Annotated in this window: 22 protein-coding genes; 3 read left to right on the forward strand and 19 right to left on the reverse strand. The window is 53.5% G+C overall.

Going from position 1 to position 18,823, the window contains the following annotated elements:
- Positions 1 to 60 precede the first annotated feature (60 nt).
- The 14 genes from NSQ46_RS19390 to NSQ46_RS19455 form a co-directional block, all read right to left on the reverse strand.
- A complete protein-coding gene (locus tag NSQ46_RS19390) occupies positions 61 to 1,698 on the reverse strand; it encodes a spore germination protein (protein ID WP_007129768.1) in 1,638 nt (545 codons plus the stop codon).
- 25 nt (positions 1,699 to 1,723) lie between these two features.
- Complete coding sequence (locus tag NSQ46_RS19395; RefSeq protein ID WP_007129767.1) at positions 1,724 to 2,152, reverse strand: stage V sporulation protein AB; 429 nt, start codon at positions 2,150 to 2,152, stop codon at positions 1,724 to 1,726.
- Positions 2,149 to 2,793, reverse strand: a complete 645-nt coding sequence (locus NSQ46_RS19400; protein ID WP_007129766.1) for a stage V sporulation protein AA — start codon at positions 2,791 to 2,793, stop codon at positions 2,149 to 2,151. The genes NSQ46_RS19395 and NSQ46_RS19400 overlap by 4 nt, the downstream gene beginning before the upstream one ends.
- Before the next feature lie 222 nt (positions 2,794 to 3,015).
- Complete coding sequence (sigF, locus tag NSQ46_RS19405) at positions 3,016 to 3,771, reverse strand: RNA polymerase sporulation sigma factor SigF (protein ID WP_007129765.1); 756 nt, start codon at positions 3,769 to 3,771, stop codon at positions 3,016 to 3,018.
- A gap of 11 nt (positions 3,772 to 3,782) precedes the next feature.
- Positions 3,783 to 4,241, reverse strand: a complete 459-nt coding sequence (spoIIAB, locus tag NSQ46_RS19410; RefSeq protein WP_007129764.1) for an anti-sigma F factor — start codon at positions 4,239 to 4,241, stop codon at positions 3,783 to 3,785.
- Positions 4,238 to 4,591, reverse strand: coding sequence for an anti-sigma F factor antagonist (spoIIAA, locus tag NSQ46_RS19415; protein WP_007129763.1), 354 nt, complete (start codon positions 4,589 to 4,591; stop codon positions 4,238 to 4,240). Before spoIIAA ends, spoIIAB begins: the two co-directional genes overlap by 4 nt.
- A 91-nt stretch (positions 4,592 to 4,682) precedes the next feature.
- Positions 4,683 to 5,870, reverse strand: coding sequence for a D-alanyl-D-alanine carboxypeptidase family protein (locus NSQ46_RS19420; protein ID WP_007129762.1), 1,188 nt, complete (start codon positions 5,868 to 5,870; stop codon positions 4,683 to 4,685).
- A gap of 180 nt (positions 5,871 to 6,050) precedes the next feature.
- A complete protein-coding gene (locus NSQ46_RS19425; RefSeq protein ID WP_007129761.1) occupies positions 6,051 to 6,875 on the reverse strand; it encodes a purine-nucleoside phosphorylase in 825 nt (274 codons plus the stop codon).
- 66 nt (positions 6,876 to 6,941) lie between these two features.
- Entirely contained in the window at positions 6,942 to 7,826 is an 885-nt protein-coding gene (locus tag NSQ46_RS19430; RefSeq protein ID WP_342574433.1) for a site-specific tyrosine recombinase, read from the reverse strand.
- A 35-nt stretch (positions 7,827 to 7,861) separates the two neighbouring features.
- Positions 7,862 to 8,095: a YqzK family protein gene (locus NSQ46_RS19435; protein WP_007129759.1), complete on the reverse strand. Its 234-nt coding sequence runs from the start codon at positions 8,093 to 8,095 to the stop codon at positions 7,862 to 7,864.
- Between the two features lie 248 nt (positions 8,096 to 8,343).
- Entirely contained in the window at positions 8,344 to 8,808 is a 465-nt protein-coding gene (locus tag NSQ46_RS19440) for a Fur family transcriptional regulator (protein WP_007129758.1), read from the reverse strand.
- A gap of 109 nt (positions 8,809 to 8,917) precedes the next feature.
- A complete protein-coding gene (spoIIM, locus tag NSQ46_RS19445; RefSeq protein ID WP_007129757.1) occupies positions 8,918 to 9,541 on the reverse strand; it encodes a stage II sporulation protein M in 624 nt (207 codons plus the stop codon).
- Positions 9,542 to 9,639: 98 nt separating this feature from the next.
- Complete coding sequence (locus tag NSQ46_RS19450; RefSeq protein ID WP_342574434.1) at positions 9,640 to 10,860, reverse strand: endonuclease Q family protein; 1,221 nt, start codon at positions 10,858 to 10,860, stop codon at positions 9,640 to 9,642.
- A gap of 1 nt (position 10,861) precedes the next feature.
- Positions 10,862 to 11,443: an NUDIX hydrolase gene (locus NSQ46_RS19455; RefSeq protein ID WP_007129755.1), complete on the reverse strand. Its 582-nt coding sequence runs from the start codon at positions 11,441 to 11,443 to the stop codon at positions 10,862 to 10,864.
- A gap of 95 nt (positions 11,444 to 11,538) precedes the next feature.
- Here NSQ46_RS19455 and mciZ point away from each other — a divergent pair, with 95 nt between their 5' ends.
- Together mciZ and NSQ46_RS19465 are read left to right on the forward strand one after the other, a co-directional pair.
- A complete protein-coding gene (gene mciZ / locus NSQ46_RS19460; RefSeq protein ID WP_007129754.1) occupies positions 11,539 to 11,703 on the forward strand; it encodes a Z-ring formation inhibitor MciZ in 165 nt (54 codons plus the stop codon).
- Positions 11,704 to 11,800: 97 nt separating this feature from the next.
- Positions 11,801 to 13,015, forward strand: a complete 1,215-nt coding sequence (locus tag NSQ46_RS19465; RefSeq protein ID WP_007129753.1) for a hypothetical protein — start codon at positions 11,801 to 11,803, stop codon at positions 13,013 to 13,015.
- A gap of 133 nt (positions 13,016 to 13,148) precedes the next feature.
- Here the strand turns inward: NSQ46_RS19465 and NSQ46_RS19470 are convergent, their stop codons facing one another.
- Positions 13,149 to 14,276, reverse strand: coding sequence for a tripeptidase T (locus NSQ46_RS19470; RefSeq protein WP_007129752.1), 1,128 nt, complete (start codon positions 14,274 to 14,276; stop codon positions 13,149 to 13,151).
- A 111-nt stretch (positions 14,277 to 14,387) separates the two neighbouring features.
- Between NSQ46_RS19470 and prli42 the strand changes: the two genes are divergently transcribed.
- Positions 14,388 to 14,489, forward strand: a complete 102-nt coding sequence (gene prli42, locus NSQ46_RS19475) for a stressosome-associated protein Prli42 (protein ID WP_007129751.1) — start codon at positions 14,388 to 14,390, stop codon at positions 14,487 to 14,489.
- An 8-nt stretch (positions 14,490 to 14,497) separates the two neighbouring features.
- Here the strand turns inward: prli42 and lipB are convergent, their stop codons facing one another.
- The 4 genes from lipB to NSQ46_RS19495 form a co-directional block, all read right to left on the reverse strand.
- Complete coding sequence (lipB, locus tag NSQ46_RS19480) at positions 14,498 to 15,193, reverse strand: lipoyl(octanoyl) transferase LipB (protein ID WP_007129750.1); 696 nt, start codon at positions 15,191 to 15,193, stop codon at positions 14,498 to 14,500.
- 137 nt (positions 15,194 to 15,330) lie between these two features.
- On the reverse strand, positions 15,331 to 16,725 hold the full coding sequence (locus NSQ46_RS19485) for a dihydrolipoamide acetyltransferase family protein (RefSeq protein ID WP_007129749.1): 1,395 nt from the start codon (positions 16,723 to 16,725) through the stop codon (positions 15,331 to 15,333).
- Positions 16,726 to 16,743: 18 nt separating this feature from the next.
- Positions 16,744 to 17,730 carry an alpha-ketoacid dehydrogenase subunit beta gene (locus NSQ46_RS19490; protein WP_007129748.1) on the reverse strand — a complete coding sequence of 329 codons (987 nt, stop codon included), beginning with the start codon at positions 17,728 to 17,730 and terminating at the stop codon, positions 16,744 to 16,746.
- Positions 17,721 to 18,761, reverse strand: a complete 1,041-nt coding sequence (locus tag NSQ46_RS19495) for a thiamine pyrophosphate-dependent dehydrogenase E1 component subunit alpha (RefSeq protein WP_007129747.1) — start codon at positions 18,759 to 18,761, stop codon at positions 17,721 to 17,723. The genes NSQ46_RS19490 and NSQ46_RS19495 overlap by 10 nt, the downstream gene beginning before the upstream one ends.
- Between the last annotated feature and the right edge of the window lie 62 nt (positions 18,762 to 18,823).

An 18,823-nucleotide genomic window follows, 5' to 3' on the forward strand; every position in this document is an offset into this window, starting at 1 on the left:
GTATAGCAGACAACGAAACGTAAGCAAAATGGATTTTTCAACACATCATTTGTGTTATTATCAATGCCTTCCTTTGGAATTCATTTCAGTCCCCATTTTGGTGTGATCCCTCGTCTTGTTGAGCGCCGGGCGTCTCGTTGACGTCAGCAGCGGTTTACGGAATAAAATCTCGCCCATGGCCTTTGCACTAAATGGTATAAACGGCCATAAGTACGACGAGTTATAGGAGCGATGCGTCGTCAAGGATAGAATCAGCAGCGTGCTGCCGATCACGAACCCTTTCACACCAAACAGCGCCGTCGCTACGAGCAGGACGAGCCGGACCATCCGGTTGGCGAGCCCGAGCTCGTAGCTCGGCGTGGCGAACATGCCGATAGCTGCAACGGCCATATAAAGCACCACCTCATTGACGAACAGCCCGGTCTTGACGGCAATATCGCCGATCAGAATCGCAGCGATCAAGCCCATGGCCGAGGCGAGCGGCGTCGGCGTATGAACGGCCGCCAAACGCAGCAGATCGACGCCGAATTCGACGATCAGAAATTGCCCGATAATCGGAATCTTGGCATTCTCCTGCGGCCCAAGGATATCCAGCGCCGGCGGCTTCAGCTCCGGATGGACGACAAGCAGCATCCAGAGCGGAAGCAGGAACATCGAGGCGAAGATGCCGCCAAAGCGGATCCATCTTAAATAGGTGCCCATAAACGCGGTTTGCCGGTTCTCTTCGGCATGCTGGCATAAATCGAAGAAGGTCGTCGGCATAATCATTACGCTGGGCGATGTATCGACCATGACGACGATCCGTCCCTCCAGAAGGTGTGAGGCTACCACGTCCGGCCGCTCCGAGTATCGGACGAGCGGGTACGGATGCCAGCCCTTATTCACGATTGCTTCCTCCAGCTGCTTGTCGCCGAGCGGCAGCCCTTCGAGATCAAGCTGCTTTATTTTCCGGCGAATCGCTTCTACCTGCACGCGATCGGCAATATCGTCGATAAAGAGCAGGCTCACATCCGTCTTGGTCCGTCTTCCTACCTTCATCGTCTCCACATGAAGCCCCGGGTCGCGGACCCGCCGCCGCACGAGATTGATATTGGTTACGATCGTCTCCGTGAACCCGTCCCTAGCTCCACGAACGACGCGTTCAACCGCCGGCTCTTCAAGCCCGCGCACGGGATATTTCCGGGTATCCAGCAGGATGGCGGTGCTAGCGCCCTCGATGAACAACGCGCAAATTCCGCATAACACGTCATTGATCACCTTGCTCAGCTTCGACACCTGTTCAACCTGGACATGAGGAATATACGCCTTCATCATATCGTTCAGCGCGTGGCCGTCCCTGACATCCTCGGGCGTCAGGTAGGTAAGACGGGTTAATATTTCGGAAACGATGACATCATTCGTGAAGCCGTTTAGGAACAAGAGCGCTGCCGGCCTTCCCGCAAAGGTCATCTCGCGGATGATGACGTCAAAGGAAACGCCGTAGCCCATCACTTCCTTCAGCGTCTCTTTCAGGACGCTGATCTTCTCCGGCACCCGATCCTCGCCTTGCCAGTATATGACCGATTCCTCCGTGCTGTCCGAGGTTTCCGCATTTCTCTTTTCCTTAAGCGCCTCCTCCTCCAGCTCCTTGATTTCGGATGGCGGGATTACCGGGATGTCCGGTTCTATGCCTTCGTTATAGGTTGTATTCTCGTCCATTCTATACCTCCTGATCGAGTAACTATCATTGATTGTATATAAGCCAATCGAACAGCGAGCCGGCGACCTTTCCGGCAACCATCGCCATCAGCAGCCCGAATAAATAACCGGTTAAACGAAGCCGCTTCGCCAAAATTGGCAGAACATTCAATACTTCCGTCAGTGCTGCTGCCAGCATGCCGATGAAGATGCCGCACATCAGCCCGATGATCGTGCTCACAACCGGCCCGAGCGGAACCGACCAATGCCAGAAGTCCGCAAGCGTGCCGATAAAGGAGCCGGAAATCAGCGCTCCCTCATACCAATGGACCCGGTGATAGGTCGAGGTTAACTGGGACAGCCGCGGGATGATATCGAGCACGATGATCAGGGCAATGACTCCGCCTCCGACCGCGATCCCCCCTGCCACGCCAAGCACGCACGTAAATATTCCCTGGAGCATCGAGGTCATCATGATTCATTCCCGCGCCCTTCTGCCGCCTTATTCATTTTCCGATACTCTTCGGCCACGACATACTGGTCCAGGTTTTCCTGATACAGATACATTTCGACTTCCAGCGGTGTCGGCTCCTCGTTCCACTTTTTCTTGAACAAATGATTGAAGAATACCGTCATGCCGAACCCAAGACCAAGGGAATAGGCAATTTGGAACAGGTAAGGATGCTCATCCCTTTCTCCCGTTACCATCTCGACTATTCGGATCTGCACCTCGAGCATATTGACGTCCGCATGGAAATTCATAATCGTAAGCGCCGACCCAAAAAACAGCAGCAGCCAAACGAGCGGGAACCACAGCCTGGAGCTTCTGCTCTCCGGTCCGGTGAGCTCGAGTAGCGTATGGTGGTTGCCCATCGGCTCGATATGCACGTCCGGAATGAGCTGCCGGATCCTCGGTATGATCTGGATCAAGTCCATCACCATCCGATTGCCGTCCATGTCCTTCGGCTGCACGAGGGGAAGGGCGGCAAGCCGTTCTTCCCATTCCGGATCGCAGACGATGAAAGCGACATCGCCAAGCTTGACGGTTTGGTCTTTCGGAATACGTATGCGGCTTCGCAGCTGCAGAAACACCGTCGGAGTGGGATTGACCTTCATCCAAAAACACTCCTTTACTGCTAAATTACCGTTAGTATGGGAAATCGCTGTGGATTCTACTCCATTTCTCCAAAAAGACTGCGCCCTCAAATGATCCAATAATGCTGCATTCACAAAGAAAGGAGCATAGCCTATACCTCTTCGCGAGCACGAAAAAGCGCCTCTCCATTTCGAAAGAGGCGCTCGTATCGAGCACACAGCATACCGGAATCGGCAATTGCGCTACTGCGCGATTTCATTCCGAATGCTCTGCAGTATTTTTTTCTCCAGCCTCGACACCTGTACCTGGGAAATCCCGAGCCGGCTGGCCACTTCCGATTGCGTCTGATCCCGGTAATACCGCAAATAAACGATAAGGCGTTCCCGTTCGGTCAAGCTTCCGATCGCTTCATTCAAAGCCAGCTTGTCGAACCAGCGCTCCTGCGAATCATCGGCTATCTGATCCATCAGCGTAATCGGATCCCCGTCATTCTCGAATACCGTTTCATGAATGGAGGTCGGCGGCTTGTTGGCTTCCTGGGCAAACACCACGTCCTCCGGCGTTACCCCCAGCTCCTCGGCAACCTCCTTCACCGTCGGCAGACGGTCGAGCTGCTTGGACAGCTCGTCCCGCTTCTTCCTGACTTTATTGGCCATTTCCTTGAGGGAGCGGCTGACCTTCAAGGTCCCGTCATCCCGCAGGAAGCGCTGAATCTCCCCGATAATCATCGGCACGGCATAGGTAGAGAACTTTACGTCATAACTGAGATCGAACTTGTCCACGGACTTCAGGAGACCGATACAGCCGATTTGAAAAAGATCATCCGGCTCATACCCCCGGTTCATAAACCGCTGAACGACAGACCAGACAAGCCGAATATTACAATTGACAAGCGTATCCCGGGCAACATGATCCCCGTTTTGGCTGAGTGCAATGAGTCGTTTGACCTCCGCGTCGTCCAAATAAGTCTGCGAAGTTTTTTTCACATCGGCATCCATTTGTCCAACCCCTAATTATATAAAGCTTTCTTAGATTCGATCCTCTTTTTCATTTTGATCGAGGTGCCGCTGCCCGGCTGGCTGACCACTTCAAATTCATCCATGAAGTTCTCCATAATCGTGAACCCCATACCGGATCGCTCCAGCTCAGGCTTGGACGTGTACAGCGGCTGCTTGGCCATTTCCAGATCCTCGATGCCTCTGCCGTCATCTTCAATACAGAGGGTGATGATATCTCCGTCAATCGAAGCTTCGATCTTCACGATCCCCTCCGGATTGCTGTCATATCCGTGAATGATGCAGTTGGTCACCGCTTCGGATACGACCGTCTTCAGGTCGCTCAGCTCATCCATCGTCGGATCCAGCTGGGATATGAACGCTGCCACGGCAACACGGGCAAAGGATTCGTTTTCCGACTTGGCGGCAAACTGCAGAGTCATAAAATTATGCTGCGACTTACCTTCACTCATGACACTACCTCCAAACCCGAGAGCGCCGTACCCTCGTTCTCATAGATCGGCATGATCTTGAACAAGCCCGACATTTCAAGCAGACGATAAACCTGCGGTTTGACGTCGCAGACCGCCATCTTGCCGCCTTTTTGCTTGATGAATTTATAGCGTCCCAGAATGACGCCAAGACCCGAGCTGTCCATAAACTCCAGATCCTTCAAGCTTAGCACCAAGTGCTCCGTTTGCCGCCGCTGGATGGCTTCATCCAGCTGAAGACGAACCGAATCGGCCGTATGATGGTCGAGTTCCCCGGACAAACGAACGATCAGCACATGCCTGTGATGCTCCATATCAACATGCAGATTCATGTTTGCTCACTCTCCTCCCTGACATGAACAAAGATTTCTACAATGGAAAAAGACTTTCCTGCTCCCCGACAAAACTAGAAGAAAACTCCTATCAATCTACATGAAACAACTTGCCTGTCGTCCGTTTAAAAAGCTTCCAGAATCCGGCTTTCTTCACCTCGACCGGTGACGTCAGTTCAAATTCCTTCACCAGCGCGTCCCCTTGGTAAACCGACAGCTTTCCGATCACTTGCCCGGCGGCAACCGGAGCCTTCAGACCTTCGGTCCATTGAAGCTCATGCCGGATATCCTCGGTTTTCGCATTCTTTTTGACCAGCACGTTGTACTCTTTGTCGGCCTGAATGGTAATCTCCGGCACGCTGCCCTTCTGTACCTTCAGGACCCCGAGCACTTCACCCGGCTTATAAATGGAATGCATCGCATATTGGGAGAAGGCATAATCGAATAACCGGGACACTTCATTGTTGCGCGTCTTCGTATCCGGAGCTCCCATCACCACCGCGATCGTGCGCAATCCGTCCCGCTTGGCCGTTGCCGACAAGCAAAATTTGGCCTCCGAGGTATAGCCGGTTTTCAAACCGTCCGCCCCCGTGTAAAAACGGACCAGCTTGTTCGTATTGACCAGCCAGAACGGCTTTGGCGTATCCTTTCGCAAATAATCCTGATAGGCGCCGGTATACTTCGTGATTCCCTCGTATTTCAGCAGCTCGCGGCTCATCAGGGCGATGTCATGCGCCGAAGTATAATGGTTGTCTGCCGGCAATCCGTTGCAATTGACGAAATGCGTATCCTTCATCCCGAGCTCCGCCGCTTTCTCGTTCATCAGCTTGACAAAGGCTTCCTCCGTGCCTGCAATCTTCTCTGCCATCGCAACGGAAGCGTCGTTGCCGGATGCCATAGCGATCCCCTTGAGCATTTCTTCGACGGTCATTTCTTCCCCGGGCTCGAGGAAGATTTGGGATCCCCCCATCGAAGCGGCATACTCGCTGGTGCGAACCTTATCGGTTAACTTCAAACGTCCTTCGTCGATCGCCTCCATCGTCAGCAGCATCGTCATAATTTTTGTGATGCTGGCCGGAGGCAGCTTATCATGGCTGTTTTTTTCGTAAATGATGGTTCCGGTATCCGCATCAAGCAAGATGGCGGAACGGGCACTAGGCGCCAGCTCCCCTTGGGATAATCCGCCGGTATTACTGTTTTCCTCGGCATAGCTTGGAACTGCCGCACTGGACCATCCAACAATGAAAGCAAACAGTCCAGCGATTAACGCTTTTTTCAATTCCGTCCCCTCCTGACACTCGTAATGGCATCCCGTACGTATACGGGTCTCTCTAACCATTGTCGTCAGGTTGGAAACAAATTATTCCAGTATTTAGGCTGGATGCAAAAAAAGACCCGTACTAAACGACAGCGTTATTCGCCTCGCAAGTACAGGTCTTCTGTTCTTCCGTAAGATGGATTACATTTTCGGGATAATCGCCATGACCAAACCGAGAAACTTCTCTCGTACCTTCTCCGCGGTCTCCATTACCTCGTCATGGGAAAGCGGCTGATCCAAAATTCCCGCTGCCATGTTACTGATACAGGAAATGCCAAGCACCTCTAGTCCGGCATGTCTTGCTACGATCACTTCGGAAACGGTTGACATGCCAACCGCGTCGGCGCCAAGGGTACGCAGCATCCGGATTTCGGCCGGCGTTTCATAGGTTGGACCCAGCAAGCCGGCGTAAACCCCTTCTCTGAGGACAACGCTCTGGCTCACGGCAATTTCCTTCGCCAGCTGCCGCAGTCTGCGGCTGTATGCCTCGGACATATCCGGGAACCGGACGCCCAGCGCCGGATCATTAGGTCCGATCAGCGGATTTTTTCCCGTCATATTCAGATGATCCGAGATCAGCATGAGATCTCCCGGCTCGAAGGACGTGTTGATGCCGCCGGCCGCATTGGTGACAAGCAGGCTCTGCACCCCAAGTTCCTTCATGACCCGGACAGGAAAGGCAGTCAGCTCGGGGCCGTAGCCCTCATACATGTGAAACCGGCCCTTCATCAGCACGACGCTCCGGCCGTGAATCGTTCCCAGCAGCAGCTCGCCTTCATGACCTTCAACCGTCGATACCGGAAAATGCGGGATGTCTTGATAGTTGATCGATACCGCATTCTCCATCAGATCCGCCAGGACGCCAAGACCCGAACCCAGGATGAGACCTACCTCGGGCTTGACGTCATGCTGCCGGCGGATATATTCCGCCGCTTCTTTAATGCTTGCTTGGTTTACTGAACTCATCTCGTTCTCCCCTAACTGTGTGGTTATCGATTATGATTTGCAGATCATATGCAAAGCCGTCTATATTCAAGCCCTGGGATGAAAGTGGTCGTACACTTCCTTCATGCTCTTCTTGGCCGATTGGTACATGCCCGTCGTGGAAAGTGCCGAATGCCCAAGCATTTCCTGTACCGAGCGCAGGTCAGCTCCGTTCTGCAGCAAATGGACCGCAAAGGAATGCCGGAGCGTGTGAGGCGTGATCTCTTCCTCGATACCGGCCGACTTGCCGTATTTCTTGATAATTTTCCAAAAGCCCTGCCTCGACAGCCGTTTGCCCTGCGTATTCAGGAACAGTCCGTCTTCCCCATCATCCTTGAGCAGCTTGTCCCTCATTTCATGGACATAAAATTCCACATGCCGGGCAGCGGTTCTTGTGATCGGCAGGATCCGTTCCTTACCCTCACCTGCCGCGCAGCGCAAAAATCGCATCCGTAGATCCACGTCGTCCAGGCTCAGCGACACTAGCTCCGAAACCTTAATTCCGGAGGCATAGAGAAGCTCGAGCATCGCCTTGTCCCTTGCCCCTTGCGGAGAATCGCAATCCGGAGCCGCCAGCAGCTTGTCTACCTGCTGCTCCTCAAGAGCCTTAGGAGGCCTGCGCTCCGGCTTGGGCGATTCCAGCAGCAAGGTGGGATCCTGGATGATGACGGCCCGGCGGACCAAATACTGAAAAAAAGACCGGAGCGACGCGATGCAGCGCAGCTGGGTCGAAGCCGCCCTCCCCTGCTGGCGCATTCGGCCAAGGTATATTCCGAGCAGCGCACGATTAACATCCCCTGGTTCCGTGACGTCCCTCTCGGCCGCAAACGCGATAAAGCTGATGATGTCCGTCCGGTACGACTCAATCGTTCGCGGCGACAATCGTTTTGACTCTTCCAAATATTCTAAGTATTCATCTACATATTGAAGCATCGTTTCCACCTGACCCTGCATGCCCTTTGGAACATCTACTCGCCATACCAGTAATATAAACGGAGACGTTCCATCGGCGAATATCTAGCATCTAACGTGCTCTCCGGCTGAAATGCCTTTACGGCATGACCGGTCGGCGTACGGTAAGGGTCGGATGGGGTTAACCAGTCTCCCACCCATCCAAGGATATAATAGAAAAACATCGTTAACAGGGCGAACATGGAAATGAAGCGGATCCATGCGGCGATTTTGCGGATCGATATAATCATGATCATGCGTCCCCCTTGTGTTCTTTGTACGCTTGAGCCCGAAAGCTCGTCACATTAAGACTATGATACCGGGCCGGCATATATACCGGCATCCGATAAGGGGCAAAGCGCAATTCGGCACGATTCCCGCCTGAATCGAGTATGTACTCATGTCCATTTCCTACCCAAATGAAAAGCCCTCCCGGCTGTATGCGTTAAAGAGGGCTTTGCCGTGATGAATCACCACGCCATATGATGTTGGTTATAAGTTAAGATTTATCAGGGTCGTTCTTGCCCTTCTCCTTGCAACGGTAGCATATGCCGTGGAAATCAAGCCGATGGTCGTGCACGGTGAAATTGAATTCGCGCTCCAGTCGTTCCTCTAAGGGACCGAGCCAATCCTCGCGTATTTCATCCATGCTTCCACATTGAGTGCATATTAGATGATGGTGATGATGTTTCGAAGTATCTGTTCGAAGGTCGTATCTTGCGACACCATCGCCGAAATTGATCTTCTCTACGACATGAAGCTCACTCAGCAGCTCCAGGGTACGGTATACGGTTGCCAGACCGATCTCCGGAGCTTTCTCTTTCACGAGCATAAATACATCTTCTGCGCTAAGGTGGTCGTCTTCATTCTCCAACAACACGCTAACCGTGGCTTCCCGCTGGGGCGTTAATTTGTAACCTTGGGATTGCAGCTGCTGCTTAATTTTGTCGATCCGCGCTTCCATCGTTTCCCTCCCCCTTGGAAATCACTGCACGTCATTGTCACTTCCTTCATTATAGGGGGATTTGACAAACAAAGTCAAACGCTTTTACTCTCCGCTAAAACACGCGGCATTACAGCAGCATCGGGGTTACCCACTGCATCATCGCCGGCGTTACCCACGTCTCAAAGGACGAAATGCACAGCGCCAGAACCACCATGCAGAGCGTTATCAGTGCATAGGATGTCAGCGGCCGTACCATGCTGCCTCCGCGATGCATCAAAAATCGATTTCTGATGATATATAGGGAGAACGAGATGGCTGCAACGCTGCACATCATCAGCATCGGGATAATGACCAGGTTTTGCGGCGCGATGGATACCAGTGCGAATAGCAGACCGGTCCACGAGTATTGCCCAACCAAGTATCCGACGGTAAAGCCGATCAGAACTCCCTTCAAAAAATCCAAAATGAGAATGCCCGGCAGGCCGATCACCGACAAGCCTAAAATCCATATTAGTCCGATCCATTTCAGATGAAGACCCGCTATGCTCCAGTAGGAGGACTGCATCATGGTTTCGCTGCTGTCCTGCACGTTAATGAAAAAATGGTTCAAGTGCCTGGCCATGTCCTGCTGCTGCTCCAACGACAGCGCATTGACCATCAGCGCCCCGAAGAGCACGCCGACCAGAAACAAGACAGCAACAAATACATAGAGCGGTGTCTGATCCTTTAACGTCTGGCGGAATGATTGCATAGAATAGAGTCTCCTTTCCTGTCTCTACTCTACTCTATGATCCCCTCTCGAATTCTATGACTGGAAGAAAGGTTCCGGGGACGGACCCCGGCGTGTCCTTACTTCATCACCTTGCCATAGGTGCCTCCACCGCCCGAGGACAGGGCCAGCGTTCCGTTTCTTGCCTTGACAATGCTGGCTGCAAGTTTCTCCCCGGCGACCTCCGCAAGCTCCGTTTCGGTGGCTTGATGAAGAATCGCCATTTCGGTCCCGAAGGCGGCCAGCAGCTTCCCCATAGCCGATTTGCCGAGGCCGGGGATGAACTCAAGCGGAACCTGATAATGGTATGGCGGCCGGGTCGGCGGTATGCGCGGATCCTCCCGGTCTGCAATATCAAGGATCCGGTCAAGGACGCCCTGGATGAGCTTGGTGCTGCCGCAGTACGGGCATCTTGGCGGCCCGGATTCGGCAGCTAAGTGCTCCTGATCGAGGATGCTCTCGCATCCGCCGCAATAGGTCCGATGGTATTTCCCCAGCTTCGGTTTCAGGCCGTAGTTCGCCGACACCCTCCGCCCTTCCTTCATCTGAAGCGCCATTTTGAATTCCTCGAACGATGGGCCGGCCATATCAATCCGGTTGTATTCCCTTCCGATCTTCCCCAGCGAATGCGCGTCCGAATTGGTCAGAAAGGTGTAGCGGTCGAGCTCGCTGATCAATCCCGCCATCGAGGAATCGGCGCTGAGACCAAGCTCGATGCCTGCAATCCCTTCAAGATCAAACACATCGCTCATCCGATCCGCCATGCTGCCGTACAGCCCTTTATGAGGCGTAAATACATGCGCGGGAATGAGCAGGCCGCCGCGGCCGATGATTTCCCGCTGCAGCTCCCGCGGAGACACATAGATTCGCTGCGAGCTCAGCTGGACATTTTTCATATAGCGGGACATCCAGTCCGTGAACTCGCGCATGGTGCCCAAATCCGGAAAATACGCAAGCACATGCGCCGCTCCCAGGCCCGGCTCGCGTATTTCGATCTCGCTGCCGAGAAGAATGACCGTATCCCGGTAGGCGATGCCCCCGCCCTCGATTTCTTCCATGACTCCGCTGTCCAGGCAGCGGGTGATATCGTCCTGCACGGAAGGAGAGTGGCAGTCGATAATGCCGATCATCCGGATGCCTTTCCGTTCGGAGGCTTCCGCCGCAATGTTCTCGAACGTCAGGTTGTTGCTTGCGCTAATTTTGACAGCTTGTCCGCTGTCCGTTCGGCCGATATGAATATGCATATCGCAATAGTAGCTGTGCAGGTCCTGCTGGAAGTCAAGCTTCTTACCCGAACTCATGTCAGATCGTTCCCGTCATCGTATACATTTTCCATGCATACACCGCCAGAATCGTTTTGGCATCGCTGATTCTTTCTTCTCTTATAAGATCATAGGCTTCCTCCAGCGTGACTTCCATCAATTGGAGAAATTCATCCTCATCCGGGTTCATGGCTCCACTCACAAGATCTTCGGCCAGATAGAGATGAATGATTTCGTCGGCAAAGCCCGGGGACGTGTAAAAGGAGTGCAGCTTGCGAATCGAACCGCATGCATAGCCCGTCTCCTCCTGCAGCTCCCGCTTTGCAGCTTCCATCGGATCCTCGCCGCGCTCCAGCTTGCCGGCGGGAATCTCCACCTCGCAGCGCCCCAGCGGCTGCCTGAACTGGTCGACGACCAGCATTTTATCCCCTTTTAACGCAAGGACCGCTACGGCACCAGGATGCCTTACGACTTCCCGCGTTGCTGTCTGCCCGTCCGGAAGGCGGACGGTATCCACCTGAAGGGAAATGATCTTCCCGTCGAATACAGGCTGCGTCGATATTGTCGTTTCTTCCAGCATTTTATTTGAAGCTTCGCGGTTGCTGCTGCCGGTCACGTTCATAGATTTAGCCTCCTTAAGTTTAAAAACGGCATGACTGCCCATGCTATTGCATAAGGTGTATTATATCAAAATTTCCGAGAAAGAAGGAACGCGTGATGAAGAGCTATCAAGGGGAGCATTCGATTCATATGGTGGGACGAGCCTGGCAGATCCGCATTATGCTCAAGCAATGGCAGAATCAATGGGGGCCAGAGGCAACCATCATGGATATTATTACCGCCAAGAGATTGAATAAACACGCAAGCTCCCGGCATTACTAGGACTTTAGACTCTTTTTTCGACTTTTTTCTCTTTTTTTCGAAATTCGACCATGACTTTCACACCGGAACCTGTGTTATTACATTGGGAGGCTTCGACATGCGACATATACCATTTATTGAAACCGAACCAATTACAAGCCCGCCTTCAACGATCTATGAACGCGGGAAGTGGTACGAAAGACGCGGATATCTTGAGGAAGCGCTTGTGAGCTTCAGGGAAGCGGCGCTATCCTCTCCATTGAATAGAGACCAAGGGGCCCAGACCGAATGGAAAGATTCGGATCTGATCTGGCTTGAGTATGGTCTATTAAGCATGCGTCTTCGTTCTTTCCAAGATGCGGAGAATGCATTTCGGACCGTTCTCTCGAAGAAGGGAGCATATGCACAGGAGGCCTTGAACCAGTGGGCTGCCCTCCTCCATGCGCAGGGATCGGCAGATTCCGATATTTACGCTTCCCTTGCGCGGGAAGCAGGAGGCTGCACGAATTCGGAAGCAATGCTGGGCAAGGCGCTATATTATATCGGCTCCTATTCGATTGCCGCAGAATGTCTCTCGCGCCTTGACCGTTTAACCCATGAACAATGGCATATGTACATATGCAGCCTGATCCGGAGCGACCGGATCCCCGAAGCGCTGCAGCTTATGAACCAAGGCAACCAGGCGGGTCACGGGGAAGGGCTGAATGAGCTTACGGACCGGAAGAGCAAGCATCGGATCATTCAGCTTCTCTGTGAACGGAAGCTGAAGCGTACGCAGCTGGAAGCCAGTCTCAGCTTGACCGAGCGAATCGAATGGGCTGACATCGCGGTATCGCTCGGCATGATCGATGCGGCCGAGGAATTGCTGGCTGAATATGGCGACCATGCTTATTATGCACTGATTTGCCTGTTATATCAGGAAGGATATAAGTCGCTTGCAGCGGCAAAAATCCATGCGCTCGAAGAACTGCCCCTGCAGGACCCGGGCCTGTACAGCACCGATCTGATTTTCGTAGCGGCAGAGCGTCTGTACGACCAAGGCTCCTATGAAGAGTCCGCGAAATTATTCGCGCAGCTTCGCAGCCATCGGCCCTCATATACTGCGGCAAGATTCGGCGAAGCGGCCTGTTATTTGCAGTCCACCCTGATCTCGCTCTCCGGAAGGCTGGAAAGAGTGTATGCTTCGGCTGAAGCCAGAACAGAAATCGAGGCATATCTGGGCAAAATTAATGCGGCCCTGCACGTGGTCGAGAGCACGGGGTGGCACACGTCCTGGTCCCCGGCACAGCAACGGAACGACCCCTTTGAGACTGAACGCTCGCTGGTCAATTAGCGCTCATGTAAAGACTTCCTTCGCTCGAAAGAAGCTCTGAAATATAAAAACGCTCCACGCTCCTTGAGTCGAGTCGATGAGAGCATTATAAAAAGTCCGCAGCGGGTGATGCCCGCTGCGGACTTTATTGGTATTAGGATTTTACTGTTTCTTGCACGATGGCCACAACAATCTGTGCGGCTTTTTCCAAGTCCTCGGCCTTAATCCGTTCCTTGGTTGTATGAATGTCGCGATACCCGATCGCCAGATTTACGGTCGGAATGCCGAGTCCGTTGAAGATGTTGGCATCACTGCCTCCTCCGGACGTAAAGGTATCCGCCTGCATGCCAAGCCCGCGGATCGCCCGCTGCGCAAGCTGCACGACTGCATCATGCTCATTAAAGCTATATGCGGGATACACAATTTCGCTAATAAACTCGCAATTTGCATTGTACTCCCGAACCGTGGTTTCAAGCGCTTCGCGCATATCGCCAACTTGCTTATCCACCTTCTCCTGCACGATGCTTCTCGCTTCGGCGTCGATCTCCACGTAATCGCACACGATGTTGGTAGCTCCGCCGCCTTGGAATTTGCCGATGTTCGCTGTCGTTTCTTTATCGATGCGCCCGAGCTTCATTTTGGATATCGCTTTGGAGGCGACTTGGATGGCACTGATGCCATCCTCCGGATTCACGCCGGCATGCGCCGATTTCCCCTTAATAATCATCTTGATCTTTGCTTGGGTCGGAGCGGCAACGACGATGGAACCCAGCTCTCCGTTTGAATCGAGCGCAAACCCCATCTCTGCTTCCAGGTATTTCGGATCGAGCGCACGAGCGCCGACCAAACCGGATTCCTCGCCGACGGTGATGACGAATTGAATCTGGCCATGCGGAATCTTGTTCTCCTGGATCACCCGGATCCCTTCGAGTAAAGCGGCGATTCCGGCCTTATCGTCCGCGCCGAGAATCGTCGTCCCGTCACTGCGAATCCAGCCGTCTTCCCCGAGCGTCGGCTTAATTCCCCGGCCGGGTGTAACGGTATCCATATGGCAGGTAAACAGTACCTTCGGCGCTTTCTCCGCGCCTTCCGCCTTCCAGGTTATGATGAGGTTGCCTGCTCCGTGCCCGGTCTTATCCTTTGCGTCGTCTTCAACGACCTCGAGGCCAAGGCTTCCGAACTTTTCCTTTAATACGCCGGATATCGCCTCTTCATGCTTCGTTTCGCTGTCCACCTGAACCAGTTCCATAAACTCTTGAATGATTCGTTCTCTTGAGATCACTGGACTTCCCTCTCTTTCGCAGTTACGATACAATGGACTTATAGCCTTCCAAACGGAATAAATGCTGCTATAATGATGTACATCATTAAACTTTTTCAAAGGAGCTGCACCATGCAACGTAAAAAATGGTTTCGAGTTTTTATCTATCTCATGCTGATCGCCATGATCGGATCCACGCTGCTTATTGTCCTGGAGCCCCTTCTTTTACGTTAAGCGACAGCTTATGTCCAGACTTTATCCGGCCAATGCGCCTTATAGGAAAATACCTTGGTGAAGTAGGGCACGATCTCCCGCGCTACTTCCTCGACTTCGAAGGTGCGGCCGGTGCAATCCTCCAGCGATGTCACGCCATATTCCTGAATCCCGCACGGAATGATTCCCGTGAAGCCGGATTCGGCGATGCCCGCTTTAATGTTAAAAGCGAAGCCGTGGCTCGTGACAAATCCCCGGTCATGCCGGCGCTTGTTGAATTTCACGCCGATCGCGCATATTTTGCGGTCGCCGACCCACACGCCCGTATACTCCGGCTTGCGGCCTGCTTCGATTTGGTGCGCGGCCAAATAATCGATAATGACCTGCTCCACGCTGCGGAGGAATCCGTGCAAATCCAGCCCCTTGCCGCCTTCAAGCACTAAGAGCGGATACCCGACCAGCTGTCCGGGTCCATGATATGTAATATCCCCGCCACGATCGATCTCGAACAGGCCAATGCCCTTCTTCTCCAGCTCTTCCTTGCTGAGCAGCAAATGCTCCGGATGACGCTGCGAGCCTATCGTATAGGTAGGCGGATGTTGGAGGAGCATCAGGCTTTCGTGACGCTCCCCTTTGTCGATTTCCGCTACATGGAGCTTTTGCAGCTCCCAGGCCATGCCGTAATCGAGCATCGGCGTGTACGAGACATTTAACGGTTTCGTCATTGTGCTCACCCTTCTCTCCACTGGGGTCCAATATCCGAATGAATGCCATGATCACAACAGCCCGTGAGCATATGCACGGGCGTTTACAGGTGTTGCTTAGTCGATTTACAGATGTTACCACCAAGAATTGTTCCAACTCAGTACAGCTTCGTATCCAGGCTGAAGCTCTCCAGGTTGTCCTTAACCCGCTGCAGGAACCGGCCGCAGATGACGCCGTCCAAAATGCGGTGATCCAATGACAGACACAGGTTCGCCATGGAACGGACTGCGATCATATCATTGATCACGACCGGTTTCTTCACGATCGATTCGAACGTCAGGATCGCTGCCTGCGGATAGTTAATAATCGGGTAAGAAAGGATGGAGCCGAAGGAGCCCGTATTGTTTACCGTAAAGGTACCGCCCTGCATGTCATCGAGAGTCAGCTTGCCTTCGCGGGTCTTGCGCGCAAGCTCGTCGATCTCTCTGGCAAGGCCGGCGATATTCTTCTGGTCAGCGCGTTGGATAACCGGTGTAAGCACCGAATCCTCCGTACCTACGGCCAGCGACAGATTGATATCCCGTTTGACAACGATTTTATCGACAGCCCAGAAGGAATTCATGATCGGGTAATCCTTGATCGCATTGACAACCGCCTTCAGCAGGAATGCCAGATAGGTGAGATTGACCCCTTCCTTCCGTTTGAATTCATCCTTCAGTTTGTTCCGCAGCAGCACGACGTTGGTCACATCCACCTCGATCATGGTCCAGGCATGCGGGATTTCGGTGACGCTTTGGCGCATATTTCTCGCAATCGCATTACGAATCGGCGTAACATCAATAAAATATTCCGAGCGCCCGTTTTCCATGCCTTCCACTTCGATGGTCGGGATCTTCGGCGTTTCGGTCAAGTGAAGCCCGGAATGACGCACATCCGGGATGGGCGTTCCGGGCGGCGGCGTCGGTGCGGCAGGCGTCTGGCGCTGCATGCCTTCGAACGGCGAAGCTGATCGTTGTGCCGCCGTCTCGGCTTCATTCGAGACCATGCCGGAAGCTGCGGTTGCGGCAGCAGCCGGTCGTCCCTGCCCGATATAGGCCAGAACGTCTTTACGTGTAATTCTGCCGCCCATTCCGGTGCCTTGTACCTGGTTTAAATCAATTTGGTGCTCTGCCGCCAGGCTTTGAACCGCAGGAGAGTACCGGTGACGCATGGATTCTCCTTCCGCCGAAACCGTACGGCTTGGGGAAGCCTGTGCGGGATAGCCCGAAGGCTGAGCGGATGGCGTACGCTCCGGAGCAGCCGCGGTAGCGATCCGGCAAATAACTTCACCTACGTTCACCGTTTGGCCTTCCTGTGCCAACCATTCTCCCATCACGCCATCCATCGTCGACGGAATCTCGGCATTCACTTTATCCGTGATGACTTCGCAGATCGGTTCATACTGCTCGATCGGATCCCCCGGCTTCTTTAACCACTTGGCAATCGTTGCGGAAACTAGGGATTCCGCGAGCTGAGGCATCGCAACATCGGTTAATTTCTGATTATCGGACATGCTCACAACTCCCTGTTCTTAGTAAAGCGCCAGCTGACGCATGGATTCTTTGACTTTATCTTTGTTCAGCATAAAAAACTTCTCCATCGGCGGACTGATCGGCATCGCCGGCACATCCGGACCGCATAAACGCATAATCGGCGCATCCAGATCGTACAGACAGTGCTCGGCAATGATCGCCGCTACTTCAGCGCCAACACCGCCGGTTTTGTTGTCCTCATGCACGATCAGCACTTTCCCCGTCTGACGGGCCGCATCCATAATCGCCTGCTGATCCAGCGGCTGCAAGGTGCGCAAATCGAGCACGTGGGCGGTGATGCCCTCTTCCTTCTCCAACTCCTCGGCAGCCTGCATCACGAAGTGCAGCGGCTGACTATAGCCGATCACCGTAATGTCGGCCCCTTCCCGAAGCAGATTCGCCTTCCCGATCGGTACGACGTAATCGTCATCCGGAACCTCGCCCTTGATCAGCTTATAGCACTTTTTATTCTCGAAGAACAGGACCGGATCCGGATCGCGTACCGCTGCCTTCAGCAATCCCTTCGCATCATACGCCGAGAAAGGGGCGACGATCTTAAGGCCCGGTGTCCCGACGAATATCGATTCCGGACACTGGGAATGGTACAGGCCGCCGAAGATTCCTCCTCCGATCGGCGCCCGGATAACCACGGGACAGCTCCAGTCGTTATTCGAGCGGTAACGGATTTTGGCTGCTTCACTGATGATCTGGTTGGTCGCGGGAAGCATGAAATCCGAGTACTGCATCTCCGCGATCGGCTTCATGCCGTACATGGCGGCTCCGATGGCTACGCCGGCGATCGCCGATTCCGAGAGCGGGGTATCCATCACGCGCATTTCTCCGAACTGTTCCATCAGGCCTTTCGTTGTGGTGAAGACGCCGCCCTTAACGCCAACGTCCTCGCCCAGCACGAATACCGATTCATCCCGCTGCATCTCTTCCTTCATTGCAAGTCGAATGGCATCAATATACTCCATTACCGCCATGCTTGAGCCCCTCCTTCATCACTGGCATATACGTGAAGAAGCGTATCTTCCGGCTTAGGGAATGGCGCATTGTCTGCGGATTCGGTCGCTTCTTTAATTTCCAGATTCAATTGTGCAATAAGATCCTGATCCCGCGCTTCATCCCATAATCCGCAATCGATCAGATAATTCTTGAACCGGACCACGCCGTCTTTCTTCCAGTTCTCTTCGACTTCCTCTTTCGTCCGATAAGCCAAATCGTTATCGGAGGTGGAATGCGGAGACAGACGATACATCATCGACTCGATCAGTGTCGGCCCTTCGCCGCGGATCGCCCGCTCACGCGCTTCCTTAACTGCTGCATATACAGCTAGCGCATCATTGCCGTCTACCCGAATGCCCGGGAAACCATATCCCAGCGCACGGTCGCTCACTTTGCCGCTGAGCTGCTTGTGAATCGGAACCGAAATCGCGTACTGATTATTCTCGCACATCAAAATAACAGGTAGCTTATGGACGCCGGCAAAGTTGCAGCCCTCATGGAAATCTCCCTGGTTGCTCGAACCTTCGCCAAACGTAACAAACGTAACAAAATCCTTCTTCTGCATCTTAGCAGCCAGCGCGATGCCTACCGCATGCGGAACCTGCGTTGTGACCGGGCTGGACCCTGTCACGATACGCAGCCGCTTGCTCCCGAAATGCCCGGGCATTTGCCGGCCGCCGCTGTTCGGATCCTCCGCCTTGGCAAATGCCGACAGCATGAGCTCTCGCGGTGTCATGCCTACAGCCATCACAAATCCGTAATCGCGGTAGTATGGCAGGAAATAATCCTTCTCCCGGTCGAGGGCAAAAGCCGCAGCGACCTGACAAGCCTCCTGTCCGATCCCGGATACGTGAAAATTAATTTTGCCGGCACGCTGCAGCAGCAGGTTGCGCTCATCGAACTTGCGCGCCAGCACCATATATTTGTACATGTCCAGAACCTGTCCGTCTGTAAGCCCAAGCTGTTCATGCCGATTGGTCTTCGAAGTCATCGTTTCTTGTTCTTTCATGGAGATCCCTCCTTTATCATGAGCCTCGCCCTCCAGGATCGGTGCAGTCGCACCGTCAACAG

The organism is Paenibacillus sp. FSL M8-0142, assembly GCF_038597315.1.
Lineage (GTDB): Bacteria > Bacillota > Bacilli > Paenibacillales > Paenibacillaceae > Paenibacillus_AQ > Paenibacillus_AQ lactis.